The sequence below is a fragment of the Cryobacterium glaciale genome (assembly GCF_004402535.1).
Taxonomy (GTDB): Bacteria; Actinomycetota; Actinomycetes; order Actinomycetales; family Microbacteriaceae; genus Cryobacterium; species Cryobacterium glaciale.
On record NZ_SOEY01000028.1, the window covers coordinates 1 to 20,836 of the forward strand.

Below are 20,836 nucleotides of genomic sequence, written 5' to 3' on the forward strand. Positions count from 1 at the left end.
CGGGAGCGGCCGCAGGCGACGCGGCGGGGGCCGGGGCAACCGGCCCGGTCGCCGCGGCGACCGCCGCTGCCGCGGCCTGGTGCAGCGACACGGAGGTCTCCGGGACCGGAGCCGACGGGTGGGTCAGTGCGGGTTCGGGCTCGGAAGCCGCTGCGGGCCGGGCGTAGACCGACGCGACGGGCGCGGGGTCGCTGGCGGGGACATCCGCTGTCGCTGTGGGAACAATGGTGGGAATAGAGGCGGTCGCGTAGCCGCCCTGGCGCTCATCACGCACGATCTCGCCGTTGACGAGTTCGATCACTCGGCGCTGCATCTTGTCGACGATGCCGGCCTCGTGGGTGGCCATGATCACCGTGGTGCCGCCGGCGTTGATGCTCGCGAGCAGCGACATGATCTCGGCGCTCGTGGTGGGGTCGAGGTTGCCGGTGGGCTCATCGGCCAGCAGAATCTGCGGCTTGTTCACGATGGCGCGGGCGATGGCGACGCGCTGCTGCTCACCACCGGAGAGTTCGTGCGGGAGGCGCTGGGCCTTTTCGGCCAGGCCGACCATCTTGAGGGTGTCGGGCACGGCTTCCTGGATGAAGCCGCGGCTCTTACCGATGACCTGCAGGCTGAACGCGACGTTGTCGAACACGGTCTTGTTCGGCAGCAGGCGAAAGTCCTGGAAGACCACGCCCATGTTGCGGCGAAAATAGGGCACCTTGCGGTTCGAGATCGACCGCAGGTCCTGGCCCAGGACATGGATGCTGCCGCTGGTCGGTTTCTCCTCCTTGAGCACGAGCCGCAGGCAGCTCGATTTGCCCGATCCGGAGGCGCCGACCAGAAAGACGAATTCGCCTCGCAAAATCTCGACGTCGATCGAGTTCAGTGCCGGCCGAGAGGTGCCGGGATACTTCTTGGATATGTGATCAAAACGGATCATAGCTCTTAGAGCCTAGGCATCCGCGGCCGTTTTCCCTACTGCGACATGCCCCGCGGTGCGCAAGCCCCAGCAACCCTTTAGTCTTCGGGAGCTTTCTTGCGCCAGCGGATGCCGGCCGAAATGAATCCGTCCAGGTCACCGTCGAACACGTTGCTCGGGTTGTTCACCTCGTACTCGGTGCGCAGGTCCTTGACCATTTGGTACGGCGCGAGCACGTAGCTGCGCATCTGGTCGCCCCAGCTCGCCGTAATATTGCCGGCGAGTTCCTTCTTGGTCGCGGCTTCCTTCTCCCGCTCAAGTACCAACAGGCGCGACTGCAGCACACGCATCGCGGCCGCCCGGTTCTGAATCTGGCTCTTCTCGTTCTGGCAGCTCACTACGGTGCCGGTGGGCAGGTGGGTGATGCGCACGGCGGAGTCGGTGGTGTTGACCGACTGGCCGCCGGGGCCGCTGGAGCGGAACACGTCGACACGAATGTCACCGTCTGGCACCTCGATCGACTCGGTCTGTTCGATCAGCGGCACAACTTCGACCGCGGCGAAGGAGGTCTGGCGTTTTCCGGCCGAGTTGAACGGGCTCATCCGCACCAGGCGGTGCGTGCCGGCCTCGACGCTGAGTGTGCCGAAGGCGTACGCGGCGTCGACCTCGAAGGTCGCGCTCTTGATGCCGGCCTCTTCGGCATAACTGATGTCGAGCACGCTCGTGCGCCAGTTGTGCTGCTCGGCATAGCGCAGGTACATGCGCAGCAGCATCTCGGCGAAGTCGGCGGCATCCACTCCCCCGGCGCCGGCGCGAATCGTGATCACGGCGTTGCGTTCGTCGAATTCACCGTTGAGCAGCGTCTGCACCTCGAGCTCACCGAGCAGCTTCTGCAGGCTCGCGAGTTCGACGGCCGCCTCATCGGCCAGTTCCTGGTCGCCCTGGCCGTCGTTGGCCATCTCCACGAGCGTCTCGAGGTCGTCGAGCCTGGTGGTGATGCTCTCGATGCGCGCCAACTGCGACTGACGGTGACTGAGGTCGCTCGTCACCTTCTGGGCGTGCTCGGTGTCGTCCCACAAATCGGGCATTCCGGCCTCACCGCTGAGCTCGTCGATGTCCGCGCGCAGTCGATCGATGTCGATCACCGAGCGGATGTCGCCGAACGTGGTCCGCAGCGCGGCGATCTGTACTGAGAAATCCAAGTCAATCATGTTCTGTTCAGCCTACCGGGCTGGCGTAGCATCGACTCTGATGAGCAATACGCAGCGCCCCCTCAACCTGCGATCCATCGCCCTGACGGCGTTCCTGCCCACCCTGCTATTCTCGGTCGGTGAGGGCGCGATCATTCCGCTGATTCCGCTGGTCGCCAACGATCTCGGCGCCACGCTCGCCATCGCCGGGGTGATCGCCGCCATGATCATGTTCGGCGAACTCGTCGGCGACATTCCGAGCGGCTGGATCGTGGCCCGCATCGGCGAGCGCACCTCGATGATCTACGCCTCGCTGGTCACGATCGGTGCCGTCATCATCTGCATCGTCGCGCCAAACCCGCTCGTGCTCGGCCTCGGAATCTTTCTGATCGGCATCGCCACCGCCGTCTTCGCCCTCGCCCGACACGCTTTCATGACGAGCTACGTGCCGCTCGTCTACCGAGCCCGCGCCCTGTCGACGCTCGGCGGAGTGTTTCGGGCCGGCTGGTTCGTCGGCCCGTTCCTGTCGGCAGCGCTCATCCACCTCACCGGCAGCACCCAGGCGGCGTTCTGGGTGTTCATTGTCTGCTGCGTGCTCGCGGTCACCGTGCTGCTCCTCCTGCCCGATCCCACCCGTGACCTCGCGGCTCCGAGTGCTGGGCCCGAGCACGCCGGGTCGGCGGCGGCATCCGCTTCACCAGTGGATGCCGCACCCACGGATGCCGCCCCGCCCAGCACCGCCGCAGGTCTCTTCCAGACCATCCGCGCCCACCGTCGTGTGCTCGTGCGGCTCGGCACCGGCGCCGCTCTCGTCGGCGCGATGCGGGCCAGCCGCACCGTCATGCTCCCGCTCTGGGCGGTCAGCATCGGGGTGAGCGCACCCGACACGGCCCTGATCATCGGCATCGCCGGCGGTATCGACTTCGTGTTGTTCTACGTCAGCGGCCAGATCATGGATCGCTTCGGCCGCATCTGGAGCGCGGTGCCCTCAATGATCGGCCTCGGCCTCGGCCACGTCGCGCTCGCCTTCACGCACGACCTGCCGAGCAACGTGGGCTGGTTCATCGGCGTTGCGATGTTCCTCTCCCTGGCCAACGGCATCGGCAGCGGCCTGCTCATGACGCTCGGTGCTGACCTCGCTCCGCAGCGGCATCCGGCGCCGTTCCTCGGGGCCTGGCGGTTCACCGCCGACTTCGGCAGCGCCGTCGCGCCGCTCGCCGTGGCGGGCATCACCGCGCTCGCCTCCGTGGCGATCGCGAGCGGCATCATCGGGGTGTTCGGTCTGTTCGGCGCCGTGCTGCTCGGCCGCTACATCCCCCGCTTCGCCCCGCACCGCCCGCGCAGCCTGCTCTAGGAATGTTCCCGACGACCGTGACGTTAGGCCCCGTATGCCCCTCATCGGAGAATACGAACCAAGCACCGCCCAGTGGGTGCGCGACCAGGTCGATCTGTACGAGAAGTCCGGCGGTATCGAGGGCACGACCCTGCGCGGCATGCCGGTCATCGTGTTGACGACGCTCGGCGTGAAGAGCGGCAAGCTGCGCAAGGCCCCGCTGATGCGGGTCGAGCACGACGGCCGGTACGCCGCCGTCGCCTCGCTCGGCGGCAGCCCCAAAAACCCGGTCTGGTACGCCAACGTCGTGGCGCACCCCGAGGTCGAGTTGCAGGATGGCCCGAAGAAGTGGGACATGCGCGCCCGCGAGGTCACCGGCGACGAGAAGGCCGCGTGGTGGGAACGCGCCGTGGCCGCCTTCCCCGATTACGCCGCCTACCAGGTCAAGACCGACCGCGAGATTCCCGTCTTCGTGCTCCAACCCATCGCCTAAGGGTGGCGAAGACCAGCACGCGCACCCGCCACGCATCCATCGACCGCATCACCCTGCCCGACCTGTCCGATGATGACGGCGCACTGCTGCGCTCCGGCGATGGCCGTGAGGCCGAGCGGTACACGGACGTCAACCTCGACGGCCGCGACCTCACCGGCATCTCGTTCGGGGAGTGTAAATTCAACAAGGTCTCCCTGCACGAGACCAGGCTGCGCGGGGCATCCTTTTCGGAATGCCTGGTCACCGACCTGCACGCCCCGGTGTTCAGCGCGCCGCGCTCGAACTGGCGTGACGTGCGCATCGAGCACGCCCGACTCGGCTCGGTCGAAGCGTATGAGGCGACACTACGGTCGGTGCACATCGACGGCTCCAAACTCGACTTCGTGAACCTGCGCAACGCCACCGTCACCGACGTACTCATCAGCAACTGCATCATCGAGGAACTCGACCTCGGCAGCGCCACCGTGCAACGACTCGAACTGCAGAACTGCCGCATCGGCACGCTCGATGTCGGAGGCGCCAAGCTCAAAGACGTCGACCTGCGCTCGAGCGATTTTTCGGCCGTGCACGGCCTCGAGGGCCTGCGCGGTGCCACGATCGACGACGCCCAGCTGAGCCTGCTGGCCCCGCTGCTTGCCGCCCACCTCGGCCTGAAGGTCGAATAGCCCCCGCCCTACAGGATCGCGGTCGCGGTCAGCTCGAGGTCGGATATCGGCCGGTCGCGCTGCGTCGCGATCGCAGCCCCGGCGGCCACGCACACGACGACGATGGCAATCTGCTGCAGCAGGGTGAAGGTCTCGCCCAGCACGAGCGCGCCGAAACCGGCCGCGATCACCGGGCCGAAACTCGTGATGATCGCATACAGGCGCGGGCTGATCCGTCGCAGAATATAGGTGTCGAGCGTGTAGGGAAAGGCCGAGGAGACGACGCCGACGAGCAACAGCAGCCCGACCACTCCCCAGGTGAAGACCGAGAGATCGAGGGTGAACAGCGCGATCGGCACGACGATGACGAGGCTGACCACGCTCGCGATCGAGATGCCCTCGAGGCCGGCGAATTCCGTCGCGACCCGGCGGGTCAGCACGATGTAGCAGAACCACGCGGCTGCCGCGGTGAGCGCCAGCACAATGCCGAGCACGTCGAGCGTGCCGTCTGACCAGGTCAGCAGGAACACTCCCCCGGCGGCGGCCGCTGCGCAGACGAAGTCCAGGATGCGGCGGCTGGTGACGAGGGCCAGGGCGAAGGGTCCCAGAAATTCGATCGTCGCCGCGACGCCGAGTCCGAGCATGCTCACGGCCTGATAGAAGCTGAGGTTCATGACGGCGAGTACGAGGCCGAGGCCGAGGGGAGGCCAGATTCGGGCCCAGGTCAGGTTTTTCAACCGGGGCCGGGCCAGCGGCAGCACCACGATGACCATGACAATCTGGCGAGCCGCGACGACGATCGGCGAGCCGACGACCGGAATGAGCAACCCGGCCAGTGACGACCCGAAATTGATGCTGACCTCGGTGGCGAGCTGGGCTCCCGCGCCGCTCAGTTTCTCCCGCTGCGTACGCACACTGCTCCTGTCGGCGCCGTCCGGGCACCTCTCGACAGTACCGCTCGCGGCATCCGCTCTGAAAATACCTGCGGAGGGCGCCTACAGCTGCAGCGGAACGAACTGGTATTCGCTCGTGAGGTGCTCGTGCTGGCAGGCGCCGCAGTAGAGCACGCCGGATACCCGCATGGCGTCGACCCGCGAGCAGCACTGGATCACCTTGGGACCACAGCAGGGGGAGATCACCAGGTAGCCGCCCGATTCTTCCGGGTCGTGTCCGCTCAATCCGCGATCGTGATGCACGCCCTCGCAGGGCAGAAGAGACTCGAAGTCGAGCTTTTCCACAATCTCATTGTCCAGTAGTACATCCATGATTTCACAGCCGATCTCGGTGGTTCTCAGCCGCCATGCTGGGCCACGTCAACCGGCGGCGACCTTTCCGGATGAACGACGACCAAGATCGTCGGCACTACCAACCGGGGACCGGGGCTGGCACGGTCGACTTCGGTACAAAAGCGTGAAGCCCCCTACGAGGTAGGAGGCTTCCATGTCGACTACGTGTCTGTGCATAGTACGCTTCCATCCTGAAATTACCAGTGCGACTTTGCGCGCACCCGTTTCGCAGAATGCGGCCGGCTAGTGGAACACCGCCCGCGAGACCACCGTCACCTCGAGCGGCACCCCGTCGGGGACCACGAGCGTGAGTACCGGCGGGCGCCACCACGAGCGCAGCGTCACCGACGCGCTCTGCCCGTCAGCGGATGCCGCGCTCGTCACCGACAGCGCCAAGAACGAATCGTGGGGAACGAGGCGCAGGTACTCATCGACCGCTGCCGACACGTCATCCGAGCGCAGTTGGGGCCGCGGCCCGCCGACGCCGACCTGCACCGCCTCCAGGGTGAATGCCTCGGACCCGGCGAGTGAGGCCCCATCGGCCAGGCTCAGCAGCCGCTTGTGTTCGAGATAGAGCGATGTCGCCGACAGGCCCACGAGTACGAGGCTCAGTGCCAGAAAGCCGTAGAAGATGATGAGCAGCAGGGTGGAGCCGTCTTCGTTCGATGCGTGCGGCCGGCGCCTGGTCATCCGCGGCCGCCAAACCGGGAAACGATCTGGGTCGACGCCGCCGCCATCGGAACACTGGCACTCTGGTTCAGGGCGAGTAGGTCGGGAACCAGTGGCAGGGCAATGCTGATGCGCACGGTGACCGTCACGAGGCCCTGGCGGGTCAGGCAGTGACTCGCACCGAAAGCGCATTCGATCTGCACCTCGGCATCACCCGGGTCGAGGCCGTAGTCCTCGAGCGCGAACGCGACTGCGCGGTGGGCCCGCGCGGTAGCGGTGACCGCATCCGGAGACTGCACGTAGACCCGGGCCGCCTGTCGGGCGGCGCCCTCGACGGCGAGCGCACCGCCCTGCAGCGCCGACAGTGCGAGCACCAGGTAGACCAGGGGAACCAGCAGGATCAGGCCCGCCGTGATGAACTCGAGCGACGCCGAACCCGATTCCGAGCCGCTACTCCAGCGTTTCGACCGCGGCACGAGCGACCACCTCCAATCCGCGCGGGGCACCGAGCAATCCCATGAGCGGCAGTGGTGCGGTCACCCGCACTTCGACGGTGGGATACCCGGCGCTCACTCCGTGCTGCGCCACGACATCGGTGGCATAGGTCGCTCCGATGGCCGTCGTGATCAGGTCGCGCGTGCGCTGGGCCCCCGCGGGCAGGCTGCTGTCGGCGAGCGTGGCATAGCGGGCGCCCTCGGCAGCGGCGTCGAGCACGGTGTTGCGAATGTGCAGCGCGAGGGCGAGCTGCATGACCATGAGCGTCAAAAACGTCAACAAGGACACCACCATGACGAATTCGGCCACGGCGGAACCCGACTCGCCGCTGAGCCGCTTGGCGCGCGGCCAGGCGAGGCGGCGCATCCGCTTGCAGTGCGAGTGCATGCCGAAGGTCAGAAGGTGCTGACGCGGTCCATGGCCTGCTGGAACACCCCGCTGAGGGCTGGGCCGGCCAGTCCCCAGATGATCAGAACCAAACCGGCCGTCATCAGGGTGATCAGCACCCAGCCGGGCACGTCGCCCGTTTCATCGCGGAGCAGGTTCTTGAAGCGGAGCATGATTCGGGTCATGTCATTCTCTTTCTCGTGGTGGGACGTGGATGGTGCAGTGGAACGTCAGAACCCGGCCTGAAGCACGACGAGCCCGGGAAAAACAGCGAACAATACGGTCATCGGAAGAATCAAAAAGACCAGCGGCACGAGCATCGCCACTTCTTTCTTGCCGGCCAGTTCGAGCAGCGTGCGCTTGGTCTGGTCGCGGGAATCCTGCGCCTGTGCCCGCAACACCTCGGCGAGCGGCGACCCCCGGTCCAGGGCACCGGTCACCTGGTCGACGAACCGGGTAACCTCCGGTAACTGGATGCCCCGTGACAGCGTCTGCAACGCCGCCCCGATCGGAACCCCGGTATGCACGTCAGCGACCACCCCGGCGAATTCCCGCGACAACTCCCCCGAACTCGTGCGCGACACCCGGCGGATCGAATCCAGGATGCCTTCCCCCGCCGACAGCGACAGGGTGAGAAATTCCAGAATGGTCGGCAGCTCACTGCGCATGCGTGCGAGTCGCGCGTTCGCTGCCCGCTGGAGGAGCCAATCCCGCAGCATGGCGCCGCCGACCCCGGCTACGAACGGCACCACGAGTCGGGCGGGCAACAGCAGCTCGGGCAGCGCCACGATGGTGATCACCGTTCCGATCGCGAAGGCCAGCAACGCCCAGACGAGCTGGACCGAGCGGAATTCCAGGGAAGTTTTCGCCGACCCGGACTGGTGCAGGCGCCGCGCAATGGTGTCGCTGCCCCCGAGAAGACTCGACAGCCCCCGCGTCAGCGCACCCAGCAGTGGTGCGAACAGGCTGCCCAGTACCGGAATCGGGTTCACCGTTCGCCGGGCCACGATGCTGCGCGCTTCCGGGGAGATATCGAGGATGTACGGCACCACCCGGTCCATCAGGCGAGGCCGGGTCAGCCGCGGCGTCAGGCTCACGAGCGACCACAGCCCCACACCGAGGCCGCTCCCGCACAGCACGGCCCAGCCCAGAGCAGACGAACTCAGTGCCGCGCTCATCGGCTGCACCGGTTCACGAGAACCACCGGCGTTCCTCCGGCAGACGGCCGAGGGCGATCATGATGCGATACGCGATGACCGACAGCGCGAGGCCACTCGCGATCACGACGACACCGGCCGGTGAGTTGTACGCGATGGCCGCTTCGGGGCGTGAGGCGAGCAGAACGAGAATGATCCACGGCGCCGCAACGCCGAGTCGGGCCGCGTTCACCACCCAGGACTGGCGGGCTTCCACTTCGAGTCGCACGGCGGCATCCTGGCGCAGCCAGGCAGCGAGGCTGCGCAGCACGACGGTGAGGTCGCTGCCGCCGACTTCCCGCGCCATGCGCAGGGTCTCCAGGATGCGATCGGCGATCGGGTCGGCGAGGGACCGCTTGAGTTCGTCGACGCAGTAGCTGAAGTTGCCGGTGGCCCGGTACTCGCGCTCGAACTGCGCGAACGCCGTGCGGGTCGCGGCCGGACCGGCCTGCGCGAGGCTGCTCACACTGTCGGGCAACGCCAGCCCGGAACGCAGCGCCGATACCAGGTGGTCGACGACATCGGGCCACACCGTGCGATTGGCCCGGCGCCGCGCCGCAGCCCGCCACGACACGATCAGCCACGGCAGCAGCAGCCCGGTCAGTCCGGCGACCGCGCTGAGCGCGAGAACCGCGAAGATCCCGTGCACGAGGGCAGCGGATGCCACCCCCACGATCGCCGACAGCGCCAGGAAGGCGGGCACCGGCACCGACCGCAGCCCGCCTTGAACCAGGCGCACCCGCATCCGTTCCCCCACTCCGGCCCGACGGGCTGCGGAATTCGCCGGCCAGAGGAACGGCGCGAGAACCAGTACCAGCCCGCTCCCGAGCACGCACCCCAGCACGAGTGTCACGCGGCGCCCTGCCGCAACACCGACGCCGGGTCGACGCCGGCCGCACGAAATTTCGCGAGTTTGGTGGGGTGTGAGCCGGTCGGTTCGAGGTGGCCGTGCGGGGAGAGGAACAGGGGGCTCGCCTCGATGGTCGAGCCAGCGAGCTGGCCGCTCGGTGCGATGATCTCGGTGACGCGCCTTCGGCCGTGCCGGTCGATCTCGCAGTGCACCACGATGTCGATACAGCCCGCCACTGTCGGCAGCACGAACGACGAGTCGATGTTGCGGCCGGCCAGCAACGGCAGCGTCGAGAGCTTCGCGAGCGCGTCCCTGGCACTGTTGGCGTGGATCGAGCACATGCCGGGCAGCCCACTGTTCAGGGCGATGAGCAGGTCGAGACTCTCCGCCTCGCGCACCTCGCCGACCACGAGCCGGTCGGGCCGCATCCGCAGGGACTCCTTGATCAGCCGGCGCAGGGTGATCTCCCCTGTGCCCTCGAGGCTCGGCTGACGGCACTGCATCGCGACGACGTCACGGGCCGACAGGTCCAGTTCGAAGGTCTCCTCCACCGTCACGATGCGTTCGCCCGGCCGCGTCGACGAGAGCAAGGCGTTGAGCATCGTGGTCTTGCCGGTCTGGGTGGCGCCGGATACCAGGATGTTCTGGCCGCCGAGCACACAGATCCGTAGAAAGTCGGCGGCTTGTTGGGTGAGGGCGCCGAGCCCCACGAGCTGGTTCAGATCACGGATGCGCCGGGTGAACTTGCGAATATTCACGGCCCAGTATTTGCGCGTTATGTCCGGGATCACCACGTGCAGACGGGAACCGTCAGGCAGCGAGGCGTCGACGAAGGGCGACGAGAGGTCGACCCGGCGACCGGAGGCCTGCAGCATCCGCTCGACCAGGTCACGAACGTCTTGTTCGCCGAGCAGCAGCGTGGTCAGTTCGGGTACCCCGTCGCGGGCCACGAACACCCGAGCGGGGCCGTTGATCCAGATTTCTTCGATCTCGGGGTCGTCGAGAAACGGCTGCAGTACGCCGAATCCGGTGAGCGCTGCCACGACCTCGCGGGTGGCCTGATGCTCGTCGGCGATCATCGGCGCGCTCCCGCCGAGCGCCCGCTCACTGTACCGGCGCAGTTCGTCGCGCACGTACTGCTCCACCAACGCGTCGTTGGCCGCGAGGTCGACGCCCTCGCGGCGCACCCGCTGGCGCACCTGGTCTGTGATGATACGAACGGCTTCGGTCATCCCCGCATGATGGCCTCTTTTGCCGATCTCCGCGCGATCTACTCACAGGGCTTGCTTTTTAGGCCCCTGAACAGCAAAAATTCCGTACAACAAAAGGATCGCAACGGATGCCGGGGCATCCGTTGCGATCACCAGCAGTCTCTCCTGCTAGCGGGCCGACCAGCCGCCGTCCATCGTGTAGCTCGACCCGGTGACCATCGCCGCGTCGTCGGAGGCGAGCCAGGCCACGAGCGAACCGACCTCTTCCGGTTCCACCAGTCGCTTGATCGCACTCTCGGTGAGCATGATCTTGCTGAGCACCTCTGCCTCCGGGATGCCGTGCACGAGTGCCTGGTCGGTGATCTGCTTCTCGACCAGAGGCGTACGCACATAGCCGGGGGCGACACAGTTGCTGGTGACCCCGTGCGCGCCACCTTCGAGGGCCGTCACCTTGGACAGGCCTTCCAGCCCGTGCTTGGCCGATACATAGGCACTCTTGAACGGCGAGGCGCGAATGCCGTGCACCGACGACACGTTGATGATGCGCCCGAACTTCGCCGCGTACATCTGCGGCAGCGCGGCCCGAATCAGCAGGAACGGCGCCTCGAGCATGAGGGTGAGGATGTTATGAAAATCGGCCGGCTTGAAATCCTGGATCGGGTTTATTCGCTGGATCCCGGCATTGTTGACCAGAATATCGACGCCGCTCATCGCGGTGGCGAGTGCGTCGTCGGTCAGGGCGTCGGTATCCATCAGGTTGACGGTCCAGATTGACCCGCCAACCTCCTCGGCCAGGGCGGTAGCGCCCGCCGTGTCGATGTCGGCGACGACGACGTGCGCGCCGCGGGCGGCGAGGGCCCGAACGACGGCGGCGCCGATGCCGCTCGCACCGCCGGTGACGAGGGCGCGACGCCCGGCGAGGGGTTGTCCTTCGGTGCGGCTGTTCGAGGCGGCAGTGGTGAGATCAGTCATGGTGTTCCTTTGGTTGCGCGATCGCTGCGGGGCAGGTCGGCGAGAGGCGGGGTGCCATCGCCACCCCGCCTCTCGCGACCCGCGTTACTGAAGCCGAGCTACTGAAACCGGGTCAGTTGCCGGTCCCCACGGGCTCCAACCCGTGCTTGCGGGCATCCACGGCGTCGACCTCGCGCAGCGACACTCCCTTGGTCTCCTTGAGGGTGACCACGGCGACCACGGTGATGGCGCAGGCGATCATGATGTAGATCGCGACGGGAACCCAGGTGTTGTACTGCTGCAGCAGTGCGGCGGCGATGATCGGGGCCATCGACCCGGCCAGAATCGACGTGACCTGGTAGCCGAGCGATACACCCGAGTAGCGCATGCGGGTCGGGAACATCTCAGCCATGATCGCGGGCTGACCGGCGTACATCAGGGCGTGGAAGCAGAGCCCGACCGTGACGGCGAGAATGATGAGCACCGGGTTCAGCGTGTCGAACAGGGGGAAGGCGAAGAACGCCCAACTGGCACCGAGCACGGCTCCGGCGAGGTAAACCGGCTTGCGGCCGAGACGGTCGGAGAGCCGGCCGACCTGCGGGATCACGATGAAGTGCACGACGTGGGCGATGAGCAGGGCGATCAGGAGCTGGCCGGTGTCGTACTCGTGCACCGTCTTGAGGTAGACGATCGAGAAGCTCACGATGATGTAGTACAGAATGTTTTCGGCGAACCGCAGGCCCATGGCTCCGAGGATTCCCTTGGGGTACTTCTTCACGACCTCGAGCACGCCGTAGTTGACGGCCTTCTCGGCCTCAACCTGCGCGCGGGCCTCGAGGAAGATCGGGGCTTCACTGACGTGCGTGCGGATGTAGTAGCCGATTACGACGATGACCGCGGAGAGCCAGAACGCCACGCGCCAGCCCCAGCTGAGGAACTGATCGGGGGGCAGGATCCAGGTCATGGTGAGCAGCACGAGAGTGGCGAGCAGGTTTCCCACCGGAACGGCGGCCTGTGGCCAGCTCGACCAGAAACCACGGGAGGCGTTCGGGCTGTGTTCGGCGACGAGCAGAACGGCGCCGCCCCATTCGCCACCGACAGCGAAGCCCTGAATGAAGCGGAGGGCCACGAGCAGTGCAGGCGCCCAGTAGCCGATGGTGTCGAAGCCGGGGAGGCAGCCCATGAGGAAGGTGGCGACACCGACCATGATGATCGTCACCTGCAGGGTGTGCTTGCGACCGAGCTTGTCACCGATCTGGCCGAACACGATGCCACCGAGCGGGCGGGCGATGAAACCCACCGCGTAGGTGAGGAAGGCGGCGATGATGCCGTCGAGCTCGCTGCCGGCATTCGGAAAGAAGACGGTGCCGAAGACCAGGCTTGCGGCGGTGGCGTAGAGGAAGAACTCGTACCACTCCACGACGGTTCCGACCATGGAGGCGGCCACGATTTTCTTGAGGCCGGATTTTTCGGTTTCGCTACCGATGCTGCGAGTGGCCTTACCGGAGTCGGCAGCCCCCACGCGTTGATTGACACTCATTGTCTGTCTCCTTTGTGTCGGCGATGACACGTACTTGGCCTGAGAGGTGTGCGGGAAAAAATCGGTCGTCTTAACAGAAGCACGACTTGACTGAGTATTCACGCAGGACGGGCGGGCAACAAGAGCCAAAAAGACAGAGCCCGTGTGCATAATTGCAGATATGACCTTTCCGCCGGCTGGCACCGCCCCCACTCCCGATGATCTGCTCATCTTTTTGGCCGTCGCCCGCACCGGCCGGTTCACGACCGCGGCGGAGAGCCTGGGGCTCAACCACACCACCGTGTCCCGGCGCATCGCCGCCCTCGAAAAGGCCCTCGACGGTCGCCTGCTGGCCCGCGCCGTAGGCGGCTGGGAGCTGACCGAGCTCGGGCATCGCGCCCGGACCGCGGCGGAGGGGGTGGAATCTGCCGTCACCCTGCTGCGCGGTTCCGAGGCTGACGCCCAGCAGCTGTCCGGCGTCGTGCGCATGTCGGCGACGGACGGCTTCAGCGCCTACATCGCTGCGCCGGCCGTGGCCGCCCTGCAGCGACGGCATCCGCTGTTGCGGGTCGAAATCGTCACCGTCACCCGGCGCGCCCTGCAACACCGTTCGGGACTCGACATCGAAATCGTCGTGGGTGAACCGCAGGTGCACCGGGCGGAGTCGATTCTGCTCGGCTACTATAACCTCGGCATGTACGCCTCCCGCCAGTACCTGCAGTCCCACGGTACGCCGACCACGATTGGCGAGCTGACCGAGCATCCGCTCGTCTATTTCGTGGATTCCATGCTGCAGGTCGACGACCTCGACGCTCCGCGGCGATTGGTGCCGCAGATGCGCGAGTCGCTCAGTTCCACCAACGTGTTTGTGCACGTGGAAGGCACCCGGGCGGGCGCCGGAATCGGTTTTCTGCCCTGTTTCATGGCCGACCAACACGCGGATCTGGTGCGTCTGCTGCCGAAGGAGTTTCAGGAGCGGCTGCCGTACTGGATGGTCGTGCGCAGCGAGTCCTTGCGACTGCCGGCGGTGGCAGCGCTCGTGGGGGCGATCCGCGCCCAGATGGAATCGTTCACGGCGGCGCTTCTCGGCCGCGACCCTGCCATCTAGACTGGGTACACACCGGCGGGAGTGGTGGAATTGGCAGACACGCAGGATTTAGGTTCCTGTGCTTTCGAGCGTGGGGGTTCAAGTCCCCTCTCCCGCACATGGTCCAGATTTCAGCACTAGACAGCACGTTGAACGACGTTCTCTCGCACACGGGCGCCGTTCTGTTCTACCTGCTCATTTGGGGCCTGGTCTTCGCCGGAACGGCACTCTTTTTGGGCGTATTCATTCCCTTCATCACCGGCGACTCGCTCCTGTTCGGTTCCGGCCTGGTAGCCGCCTCCACCGGCAACATCAACATCGTGATCCTGGTGATCGGCACCGGCATCGCGGCGTTCCTCGGCGACCAGGTCGGATTTCTGCTCGGCCGTCACTACGGACGCGGCTATCTGGAACGGCACGGCGGCCGACGCACCCAGGCCGCCATCATCAAAACCGAGTCGTTCTATCGCAAATTCGGCTGGTGGTCGGTGGTCATCGCCCGGTTCATGCCGTGGGCCCGGGTGTTCGTTCCCGTCGTCGCCGGGGTCGGCCGCATGAACTACTACAAATTTCTCTCGAGCAACCTGCTCGGCGCGCTGTCCTGGGGTGTCGGCCTCACCCTCACCGGCTACTACGCGGCAACGATCCCGGGCGTCAAGAGTGCGGCCTACATCATCGCGGGGGTACTCATCACGGCCTCGATCGTGGTCGGATTTCGCACCTGGCGCATCGACCGCGCTCAACGCAGAACGGATGCCGCCGCCGGCGACCACGAACGCCTCCCCCATCCCCTGACTACCCCGACTCCGGGGGCGTGACGACCGGCACTTTCTCACGATTAGGCGATACCCTGTGTCTCGGCACCCGCCGTCGCAACCCGATCGTCTGCCCGCACGCCAACAGGAGTTGTCCACGTGATTCACACCGCCTTGATTCCCTGGCTCGACCCGACCCAGATCATTGAATCGGCCGGCCCGTGGGCCCTGCTCGTGGTCTGCGCGATCGTCTTCGCCGAGACCGGCCTGCTCGTGGGGTTTCTTCTGCCCGGCGACACCCTCCTGATCATCACCGGTCTGCTCGCCTTCCCCGCCGCCGGCGTTATCCAGATCGATATCTGGTGGGTCGCCCTGGCGATTGGCTTTGCCGCATTCCTGGGCGGTGAAGTCGGCTATCTCATCGGGCATAAATTCGGTCCACGCGTCTTCGAGCGCAAGGAATCCGGCCTGTTCAGCATCCAGAACGTCGACCGTACCAACGCGTTCTTCGTGCGCTTCGGCGGTGTCGCTGTCATCGTGGCCCGGTTCGTGCCGATCGTGCGCACCTTTGCACCGGTGGCCGCTGGCGTCGGCCACATGGACTACCGCAAGTACACCCTGTACAACCTGATCGGCGCCCTGATCTGGGGTGCCGGCCTCACTTTTGCCGGATACTTTCTCGGGTATATCCCGCCGGTAGCCGATTTCGTCACGACGTACATCGACCTGATCCTGATTGGTGCGGTCGTCGTCACCCTCATTCCCACGGTGTACCACTATGTGCAGTCGGCCGTGAGATCTCGCCGACTGCGCGAACTTCCCGCCACCGCGACGGGCAGCCACCTGCTCGACCCGGAGACGTTCAGGACCAACCATGACGGGCGTCACGAGGTCTGAGCAGGTCAGCCTCTGAAATAGTCAGCGGTGCTGGTGGTCTTCGTGTTCCGCGTGCTCGGCGGGTTCCAGCTGAAAAGTGGAATGCGCGACGTCGAAGTGCACGGCGAGGCACCCGGACAGCTCGTCAAGGAGGGCGTCGGTGCCGGCAGCGAGCACGGCCGGCTCGACGACGATGTGCGCGGTGAACACGTGGGCACCGCTCGTCATGGCCCACACGTGCACGTCGTGTACGGCGACAACGCCGGCGGTACCCAGCAGGTGACGCCGAATCTCACCGACGTCGGTGTCGGCCGGGGTCGCCTGGCTGAACACCCGCAGGACGTCCCGCAGCAGAAAGTAGGCGCGCGGCACGATCATTCCGGCGATCACGAGCGAGGCGACGGCATCCGCTTGGGCGAAGCCGGTGGTCAGAATGATGATGGCGGCGACGATGACGGCGACCGATCCCAGCGCGTCGCCGAGCACCTCGAGGTACGCGCCGCGCATGTTGATCGACCCGGCAGCGGCGGGGCGGAGCAACACCATCGCGGCCAGGTTGGCGGCCAGCCCGATGACGGCGACGACGAGCATCGGGGTGCCGAGCACCTCGGTGTCACTCGGACTGATCAGTCGAAGGATCGCTGCGACCGAGACCACACCGGCCACGACAAGGAGGATCACCCCGTTGATGAGGGCACCGAACACCTCGGCGCGTTGAAAGCCGAAGGTGGCCCGGTCCGTGGCCGGCCGAGCCGCCACCATCGTCGCGGTCAACGCGACGATCAGCCCCAACAGATCGGACAGCATGTGCCCGGCATCGGCAAGCAGGGCGAGCGATCCGGTCAGCCAGGCGCCGATCACCTCGAGCAGCAGCACCGCTGCCACGATGCCAATGGCGATCGACAAACGCCTCCGGTTCGATCCGGTGCCGTGCGCGTGATCGTGGCCCATGGCTCAAGATTAGGGCTGTGCCGGGCCGCTCGCCAGCCGCGCGGCTAGTTGGGAATGAGTGCCGTTCTCAGCATTTCCGTGGCTACGAGCCGAGCACCTCGCGCAGCACCGGAACGAGACCCTCGAAAGCGACCGCCCGATGGCTGACCTGGTTTTTAACGTGCGCCGAGAGCTCCGCGGCCGAGATCGCGTAGCCCTCGGGCAGAAAGATCGGGTCGTAACCGAATCCGTTGGCGCCGACCGGTTCGAAGAGAAGCTGCCCAGGCCATTCACCGGTCACGGCCCGCTCGGTGCCATCGGGCAGGGCCAGCGCCGCGACACAGGTGAAGTGGGCGTCGCGGTGCTGCTCGGGAACGTCGCTGAGCTGCCACAGCAGCAGGCGCAGGTTCTCGCCGGCGTCCTTGGCCGGTCCCGACCAGCGCGCCGAGAAGATGCCGGGGGCCCCGCCGAGGATGTCGACGCAGATGCCCGAGTCGTCGGCGATCGCCGGCAGCCCGGTGTGCGCCGCGGCGGCGCGCGCCTTGATCAGGGCGTTCTCGGTGAAGCTGGTGCCATCTTCGATTGGTTCGGGGCCGTCATAGGCGAGCACCTCGACGCCGGGAAGCTGGGGGGCCAGGATGCGGCGCAACTCCTCGACCTTGTGGGCGTTATGCGTGGCGAGAACGATCTGCATGCTCAACGCTCCCGGGCAGCGGCCAGCGCGCTGGTCTGGAATTCGGTCAGCGTGACAGCGCCTTTCAGGGCGAGGTCGAGCAGCGCGTCGAGTTCGCTGCGGTCGAACGGCGCGGCTTCGGCGGTGCCCTGCACCTCCACGAACTTGCCGCGCCCGGTGACGACGACGTTCATGTCAGTGTCGGCGCGCACGTCTTCGGTATAGGCGAGGTCGAGCATCGGAACCCCGTCGATGATCCCGACGGAGACCGCCGAGACGCTGTCGAGGAGCGGCTGCGCCTTCTGCGAGATGAACTTCTTCGTGCGTCCCCACTCCAGGGCGTCGGCGAGGGCCACATAGGCGCCGGTGATGGCCGCGGTGCGGGTGCCGCCGTCGGCCTGCAGCACATCACAGTCGAGTACGAGCGTGTTCTCGCCGAGCGCCTTCATGTCGACGACGGCGCGCAGGCTGCGGCCGACCAGGCGGCTGATCTCGTGGGTGCGGCCGCCGATCTTACCCTTGACCGATTCGCGGTCCATGCGGCTGTTGGTCGAACGCGGCAGCATCGAATACTCGGCGGTGACCCAGCCCTTGCCCCTACCGCTCATCCAGCGCGGGACACCGTTGGTGAACGACGCCGTGCAGAGCACCTTGGTGCGGCCGTAGGAGATCAACGCCGACCCTTCGGCCTGGTCGCTCCAGCCGCGCTCGATGGTGATCGGGCGCAGTTCGTCATTGGTGCGCCCGTCGGCGCGCAGGGTCTCGGTCACAATGTACTCCTAGTGGTTCGGGTGCAGCGGGGAAAAGGTAGGGGTTGCCAGCGCACTGAGGTTGAGAGTGCCGGTCTCGATCAGGTCGACACGACTGACCTCTGGTCCGATGAGGCGGTGGGCGAGGGCCAGAAAGTCGTCGGCACTGTCGCCGGTGGCCTCGTAACGGTAGCTGGGCGGGCTCGTGCGTGCGCGCTCCAGGCCCTGGCTGACCAGAACCCGGTAGACGTCGTTGGCGGTTTCGGTGTCGCTCGAGACCAGGGTGACGCCTTCGCCCATCACGTACGAGATGGCGCCGCGCAGAAACGGATAGTGGGTGCACCCGAGCACAAGGGTATCGACGTCTGCGGCGCGCAACGGAGCCAGGTATTCTTCGGCAACGGCGAGCACCTCGGCGCCGGTCGTGACGCCGGCCTCGACGAACTCGACGAAACGTGGGCAGGCTGTGCTGAACAGGGAGATCTGCGGCGCTGCGGCAAAGGCATCGTTGTAGGCACGCGAGTTGACGGTGCCGAGGGTGCCGATGACCCCCACCCGCTGGTTGCGGGTGGTTGAAACGGCGCGCCGCACAGCCGGCTGGATCACTTCGATCACGGGCACGCTGTAGCGTTCCCTGGCATCCCGCAGCATGGCCGCGGACGCCGTGTTACACGCGATGACGAGCATTTTGACGTCTTGCGCCACGAGTTCGTCGAGCACATCGAGGGCGAACCCCCGCACGTCGGCGATCTTCTTCGGTCCGTAGGGCGAGTGGGCCGTGTCACCGATATAGAGAATGGATTCGTTGGGCAGCTGGTCTTTGATCGCCCGGGCGACGGTCAGGCCGCCCACTCCGGAATCGAAAATACCAATCGGTGCATCCGTCACGGAAATCAAGCCTAGCCCGACAAGCGGATAAGCTGTGCCGGGTGACCCCGTCCCCCGCTTTCTCCGTGCCGGCACCCCGTGGCGCGGCCGCCCAAATACCCGCACTGCGCACACCAAAGCTGAGCACACCAGCACTGCGCACCGACCGGTATGAGCTCACGATGGTAGACGCCGCCATCCAGAGCGGTACCGCCGGTCGCGAATGCATGTTCGAGGCCTTCGCCCGGCGACTGCCCACCGGCCGTCGCTACGGCATCGTTGCCGGCACCGGTCGTCTGCTCGAGCTGATCCGCCAATTTCGCTTCGAGACCGAGGAACTGACCTGGCTCGCCGAGAACTCGGTCGTGCGCACTCCGACCCTCGATTACCTCGCCGACTACGCGTTCAGCGGCAATGTCTGGGGATACCAGGAGGGCGAAGCCTACTTTCCCGGGTCACCCCTGCTGCTGGTGGAGAGCACCTTCGCCGAGGGCGTCATTCTGGAGACGCTCATTCTCAGCGTGCTCAACTACGACATCTCGGTCGCCAGCGCCGCGGCACGCATGGTGTCGGTGAGTCTCGGCCGTCCAATCGCCGAGATGGGATCACGCCGCACCAACGAGCATTCAGCCGTCGCCGCCGCTCGCGCAGCGTTCATTGCCGGTTTCGCCTCGACGAGCAATCTCGAGGCCGGCCGCCAGTGGGGTCTGCCCACCATGGGAACCGCCGCCCACTCATTCATCCTGCTGCACGACAGCGAGGAAGAAGCCTTCCAGGCGCAAGTGGATGCCTTCGGTTCCGCCACGACCCTGCTCGTGGACACCTACGACGTGCCGGCCGGCATCGCCCTGGCGGTCAAGGTCGCGGGGCCCGAACTCGGCTCGATTCGCATCGATTCGGGAGATCTGCCCACCGTCGTCGCTGCGGCACGCGCCCAACTCGACGCCCTCGGCGCGGTCAACACGAAGATCACCGTCACGAGCGACCTCGACGAGTTCGCCATAGCGGCCCTGTCGGCCAGCCCGGTGGATGCTTTCGGCGTCGGCACCTCGGTCGTCACCGGATCGGGCGAACCGGCTGCCGGCCTGGTCTACAAGCTCGTCGCCCACAAGGGACACGGCGACGACTGGATTTCCGTCGCCAAGACATCGACCGCGAAACTCTCCATTGGAGGCCGCAAAAGCGCACTGCGCCGAGTGGATGCCGTCGGCACCGCCCAGGAAGAGATCGTGGTGCTCGGCGACGGTCCCGACGCCCAATTCGATTCCCGCAGCGGACTGGAACGTGCTCTCCTGGTGCCCCTGATCGTCGACGGCGCCGTGGACGACCGTTACCTGGGATCGGCGGGAACGCTGCGCGCACGCGCGCACAACGCATCCGTTATGCAGGAACTGCCGATCGAGGCGTTTCGGTTGGGGCGTGGCGAGGCCGTCATTCCCACGACCTACCGATAACCGACTACTTGGCCTTCATCTTCTCGTAGATGGCCTTGCAGGTCGGGCACACCGGAAACTTCTCCGGGTCGCGGCCCGGCAGCCATTTCTTGCCGCACAGCGCCTTGACCGGCTTGCCAGAGATGGCCGATTCGAGAATCTTGTCCTTGGGTACGTAGTGCGAAAACCGTTCGTGGTCGCCGGGCTCGATCTGCTCCTGACCCAGGAGTTCTTCGAGTTCACGGTCGAGCGTGGACGTTCCGCCGCCGGGCTGGCCGGGTTCTGCAATGCTCGCACGAAATTCAGTCATGGCACCAGTCTAAGCACTCTGCCCGTTTGAG

At 66.2% G+C, this 20,836-nt stretch carries 25 protein-coding genes and 1 tRNA gene; 8 read left to right on the forward strand and 18 right to left on the reverse strand.

The annotated features are described in order from the left end of the window. Both ftsE and prfB read right to left on the reverse strand, forming a co-directional pair. Nucleotides 1-922, reverse strand: a 922-nt coding sequence (gene ftsE, locus E3O06_RS12120) for a cell division ATP-binding protein FtsE (protein WP_166788205.1), incomplete at its 3' end; no start/stop codon positions are given. A gap of 77 nt (nucleotides 923-999) precedes the next feature. Further along, nucleotides 1,000-2,112 (reverse strand): peptide chain release factor 2, encoded by a 1,113-nt coding sequence (gene prfB / locus E3O06_RS12125; protein ID WP_134503651.1) that lies wholly within the window; start codon nucleotides 2,110-2,112, stop codon nucleotides 1,000-1,002. A 40-nt stretch (nucleotides 2,113-2,152) separates the two neighbouring features. Between prfB and E3O06_RS12130 the strand changes: the two genes are divergently transcribed. From E3O06_RS12130 to E3O06_RS12140, 3 genes are read left to right on the forward strand one after another with little or no spacing between them, the layout of a single operon-like run. Continuing rightward, nucleotides 2,153-3,445: an MFS transporter gene (locus tag E3O06_RS12130; RefSeq protein ID WP_134503652.1), complete on the forward strand. Its 1,293-nt coding sequence runs from the start codon at nucleotides 2,153-2,155 to the stop codon at nucleotides 3,443-3,445. Nucleotides 3,446-3,479: 34 nt separating this feature from the next. Then, nucleotides 3,480-3,917 (forward strand): nitroreductase family deazaflavin-dependent oxidoreductase, encoded by a 438-nt coding sequence (locus E3O06_RS12135; RefSeq protein ID WP_134503653.1) that lies wholly within the window; start codon nucleotides 3,480-3,482, stop codon nucleotides 3,915-3,917. A 2-nt stretch (nucleotides 3,918-3,919) separates the two neighbouring features. Further along, complete coding sequence (locus E3O06_RS12140; RefSeq protein ID WP_241980130.1) at nucleotides 3,920-4,582, forward strand: pentapeptide repeat-containing protein; 663 nt, start codon at nucleotides 3,920-3,922, stop codon at nucleotides 4,580-4,582. Between the two features lie 8 nt (nucleotides 4,583-4,590). On the opposite strand, the gene E3O06_RS12145 is transcribed toward E3O06_RS12140, so the two are convergent. The 11 genes from E3O06_RS12145 to E3O06_RS12190 form a co-directional block, all read right to left on the reverse strand. After that, nucleotides 4,591-5,475 (reverse strand): EamA family transporter, encoded by an 885-nt coding sequence (locus E3O06_RS12145; protein WP_134503654.1) that lies wholly within the window; start codon nucleotides 5,473-5,475, stop codon nucleotides 4,591-4,593. An 81-nt stretch (nucleotides 5,476-5,556) separates the two neighbouring features. Beyond that, a complete protein-coding gene (locus E3O06_RS12150) occupies nucleotides 5,557-5,826 on the reverse strand; it encodes a hypothetical protein (protein WP_134503655.1) in 270 nt (89 codons plus the stop codon). Nucleotides 5,827-6,090: 264 nt separating this feature from the next. Further along, the gene (locus tag E3O06_RS12155) at nucleotides 6,091-6,537 is read right to left on the reverse strand and encodes a pilus assembly protein TadG-related protein (RefSeq protein WP_134503656.1); all 447 of its coding nucleotides are present in this window, start codon (nucleotides 6,535-6,537) and stop codon (nucleotides 6,091-6,093) included. Further along, entirely contained in the window at nucleotides 6,534-6,992 is a 459-nt protein-coding gene (locus tag E3O06_RS12160) for a hypothetical protein (protein ID WP_134503657.1), read from the reverse strand. The genes E3O06_RS12155 and E3O06_RS12160 overlap by 4 nt, the downstream gene beginning before the upstream one ends. Continuing rightward, nucleotides 6,967-7,398, reverse strand: coding sequence for a TadE family protein (locus E3O06_RS12165; protein ID WP_241980131.1), 432 nt, complete (start codon nucleotides 7,396-7,398; stop codon nucleotides 6,967-6,969). The genes E3O06_RS12160 and E3O06_RS12165 overlap by 26 nt, the downstream gene beginning before the upstream one ends. Nucleotides 7,399-7,406: 8 nt before the next feature. After that, nucleotides 7,407-7,583, reverse strand: a complete 177-nt coding sequence (locus tag E3O06_RS17595) for a hypothetical protein (protein ID WP_166788206.1) — start codon at nucleotides 7,581-7,583, stop codon at nucleotides 7,407-7,409. A gap of 45 nt (nucleotides 7,584-7,628) precedes the next feature. After that, the gene (locus E3O06_RS12170; protein ID WP_134503658.1) at nucleotides 7,629-8,576 is read right to left on the reverse strand and encodes a type II secretion system F family protein; all 948 of its coding nucleotides are present in this window, start codon (nucleotides 8,574-8,576) and stop codon (nucleotides 7,629-7,631) included. 13 nt (nucleotides 8,577-8,589) lie between these two features. Beyond that, on the reverse strand, nucleotides 8,590-9,447 hold the full coding sequence (locus E3O06_RS12175) for a type II secretion system F family protein (RefSeq protein ID WP_134503659.1): 858 nt from the start codon (nucleotides 9,445-9,447) through the stop codon (nucleotides 8,590-8,592). Further along, nucleotides 9,444-10,676: a TadA family conjugal transfer-associated ATPase gene (locus E3O06_RS12180; protein WP_134503660.1), complete on the reverse strand. Its 1,233-nt coding sequence runs from the start codon at nucleotides 10,674-10,676 to the stop codon at nucleotides 9,444-9,446. Before E3O06_RS12180 ends, E3O06_RS12175 begins: the two co-directional genes overlap by 4 nt. Nucleotides 10,677-10,823: 147 nt before the next feature. Beyond that, the gene (locus E3O06_RS12185; RefSeq protein ID WP_134503661.1) at nucleotides 10,824-11,627 is read right to left on the reverse strand and encodes a 3-hydroxybutyrate dehydrogenase; all 804 of its coding nucleotides are present in this window, start codon (nucleotides 11,625-11,627) and stop codon (nucleotides 10,824-10,826) included. A 112-nt stretch (nucleotides 11,628-11,739) separates the two neighbouring features. Beyond that, on the reverse strand, nucleotides 11,740-13,146 hold the full coding sequence (locus tag E3O06_RS12190) for an MFS transporter (RefSeq protein WP_134503662.1): 1,407 nt from the start codon (nucleotides 13,144-13,146) through the stop codon (nucleotides 11,740-11,742). 160 nt (nucleotides 13,147-13,306) lie between these two features. Between E3O06_RS12190 and E3O06_RS12195 the strand changes: the two genes are divergently transcribed. The 4 genes from E3O06_RS12195 (at nucleotide 13,307) to E3O06_RS12210 (ending at nucleotide 15,864) form a co-directional block, all read left to right on the forward strand. After that, nucleotides 13,307-14,233, forward strand: a complete 927-nt coding sequence (locus E3O06_RS12195) for a LysR family transcriptional regulator (RefSeq protein WP_134503663.1) — start codon at nucleotides 13,307-13,309, stop codon at nucleotides 14,231-14,233. 15 nt (nucleotides 14,234-14,248) lie between these two features. Further along, a tRNA-Leu gene (locus E3O06_RS12200) sits at nucleotides 14,249-14,330 on the forward strand. A 31-nt stretch (nucleotides 14,331-14,361) separates the two neighbouring features. Beyond that, complete coding sequence (locus E3O06_RS12205) at nucleotides 14,362-15,030, forward strand: DedA family protein (RefSeq protein WP_241980132.1); 669 nt, start codon at nucleotides 14,362-14,364, stop codon at nucleotides 15,028-15,030. A gap of 99 nt (nucleotides 15,031-15,129) precedes the next feature. Next, nucleotides 15,130-15,864 carry a DedA family protein gene (locus tag E3O06_RS12210; protein WP_420898883.1) on the forward strand — a complete coding sequence of 245 codons (735 nt, stop codon included), beginning with the start codon at nucleotides 15,130-15,132 and terminating at the stop codon, nucleotides 15,862-15,864. Nucleotides 15,865-15,885: 21 nt separating this feature from the next. Here the strand turns inward: E3O06_RS12210 and E3O06_RS12215 are convergent, their stop codons facing one another. The 4 genes from E3O06_RS12215 to murI all read right to left on the reverse strand — a co-directional run bounded on the left by E3O06_RS12215 (nucleotide 15,886) and on the right by murI (nucleotide 19,083). After that, nucleotides 15,886-16,794 (reverse strand): cation diffusion facilitator family transporter, encoded by a 909-nt coding sequence (locus E3O06_RS12215; RefSeq protein ID WP_134503666.1) that lies wholly within the window; start codon nucleotides 16,792-16,794, stop codon nucleotides 15,886-15,888. Between the two features lie 82 nt (nucleotides 16,795-16,876). After that, on the reverse strand, nucleotides 16,877-17,467 hold the full coding sequence (rdgB, locus tag E3O06_RS12220; protein WP_134503667.1) for an RdgB/HAM1 family non-canonical purine NTP pyrophosphatase: 591 nt from the start codon (nucleotides 17,465-17,467) through the stop codon (nucleotides 16,877-16,879). Between the two features lie 2 nt (nucleotides 17,468-17,469). Beyond that, nucleotides 17,470-18,216 (reverse strand): ribonuclease PH, encoded by a 747-nt coding sequence (rph, locus tag E3O06_RS12225; protein ID WP_134503668.1) that lies wholly within the window; start codon nucleotides 18,214-18,216, stop codon nucleotides 17,470-17,472. A 9-nt stretch (nucleotides 18,217-18,225) separates the two neighbouring features. Beyond that, nucleotides 18,226-19,083, reverse strand: coding sequence for a glutamate racemase (gene murI, locus E3O06_RS12230; RefSeq protein ID WP_134503669.1), 858 nt, complete (start codon nucleotides 19,081-19,083; stop codon nucleotides 18,226-18,228). A 104-nt stretch (nucleotides 19,084-19,187) separates the two neighbouring features. Between murI and E3O06_RS12235 the strand changes: the two genes are divergently transcribed. Next, on the forward strand, nucleotides 19,188-20,516 hold the full coding sequence (locus E3O06_RS12235; protein ID WP_255453631.1) for a nicotinate phosphoribosyltransferase: 1,329 nt from the start codon (nucleotides 19,188-19,190) through the stop codon (nucleotides 20,514-20,516). 4 nt (nucleotides 20,517-20,520) lie between these two features. Here the strand turns inward: E3O06_RS12235 and E3O06_RS12240 are convergent, their stop codons facing one another. Then, on the reverse strand, nucleotides 20,521-20,805 hold the full coding sequence (locus tag E3O06_RS12240) for a DUF3039 domain-containing protein (protein WP_134503670.1): 285 nt from the start codon (nucleotides 20,803-20,805) through the stop codon (nucleotides 20,521-20,523). Nucleotides 20,806-20,836: the final 31 nt, after the last annotated feature.

Coding starts and splice junctions, on each gene's coding strand:
- prfB (WP_134503651.1), bottom strand. CDS start 2,112: ATGATTGACTTGGATTTCTCAGTACAGATCGCCGCGCTGCGGACCACG.
- E3O06_RS12130 (WP_134503652.1), top strand. CDS start 2,153: ATGAGCAATACGCAGCGCCCCCTCAACCTGCGATCCATCGCCCTGACG.
- E3O06_RS12135 (WP_134503653.1), top strand. CDS start 3,480: ATGCCCCTCATCGGAGAATACGAACCAAGCACCGCCCAGTGGGTGCGC.
- E3O06_RS12150 (WP_134503655.1), bottom strand. CDS start 5,826: ATGGATGTACTACTGGACAATGAGATTGTGGAAAAGCTCGACTTCGAG.
- E3O06_RS12155 (WP_134503656.1), bottom strand. CDS start 6,537: ATGACCAGGCGCCGGCCGCACGCATCGAACGAAGACGGCTCCACCCTG.
- E3O06_RS12165 (WP_241980131.1), bottom strand. CDS start 7,398: ATGCACTCGCACTGCAAGCGGATGCGCCGCCTCGCCTGGCCGCGCGCC.
- E3O06_RS17595 (WP_166788206.1), bottom strand. CDS start 7,583: ATGACCCGAATCATGCTCCGCTTCAAGAACCTGCTCCGCGATGAAACG.
- E3O06_RS12170 (WP_134503658.1), bottom strand. CDS start 8,576: ATGAGCGCGGCACTGAGTTCGTCTGCTCTGGGCTGGGCCGTGCTGTGC.
- E3O06_RS12180 (WP_134503660.1), bottom strand. CDS start 10,676: ATGACCGAAGCCGTTCGTATCATCACAGACCAGGTGCGCCAGCGGGTG.
- E3O06_RS12185 (WP_134503661.1), bottom strand. CDS start 11,627: ATGACTGATCTCACCACTGCCGCCTCGAACAGCCGCACCGAAGGACAA.
- E3O06_RS12190 (WP_134503662.1), bottom strand. CDS start 13,146: ATGAGTGTCAATCAACGCGTGGGGGCTGCCGACTCCGGTAAGGCCACT.
- E3O06_RS12195 (WP_134503663.1), top strand. CDS start 13,307: ATGACCTTTCCGCCGGCTGGCACCGCCCCCACTCCCGATGATCTGCTC.
- E3O06_RS12215 (WP_134503666.1), bottom strand. CDS start 16,794: ATGGGCCACGATCACGCGCACGGCACCGGATCGAACCGGAGGCGTTTG.
- rdgB (WP_134503667.1), bottom strand. CDS start 17,467: ATGCAGATCGTTCTCGCCACGCATAACGCCCACAAGGTCGAGGAGTTG.
- E3O06_RS12240 (WP_134503670.1), bottom strand. CDS start 20,805: ATGACTGAATTTCGTGCGAGCATTGCAGAACCCGGCCAGCCCGGCGGC.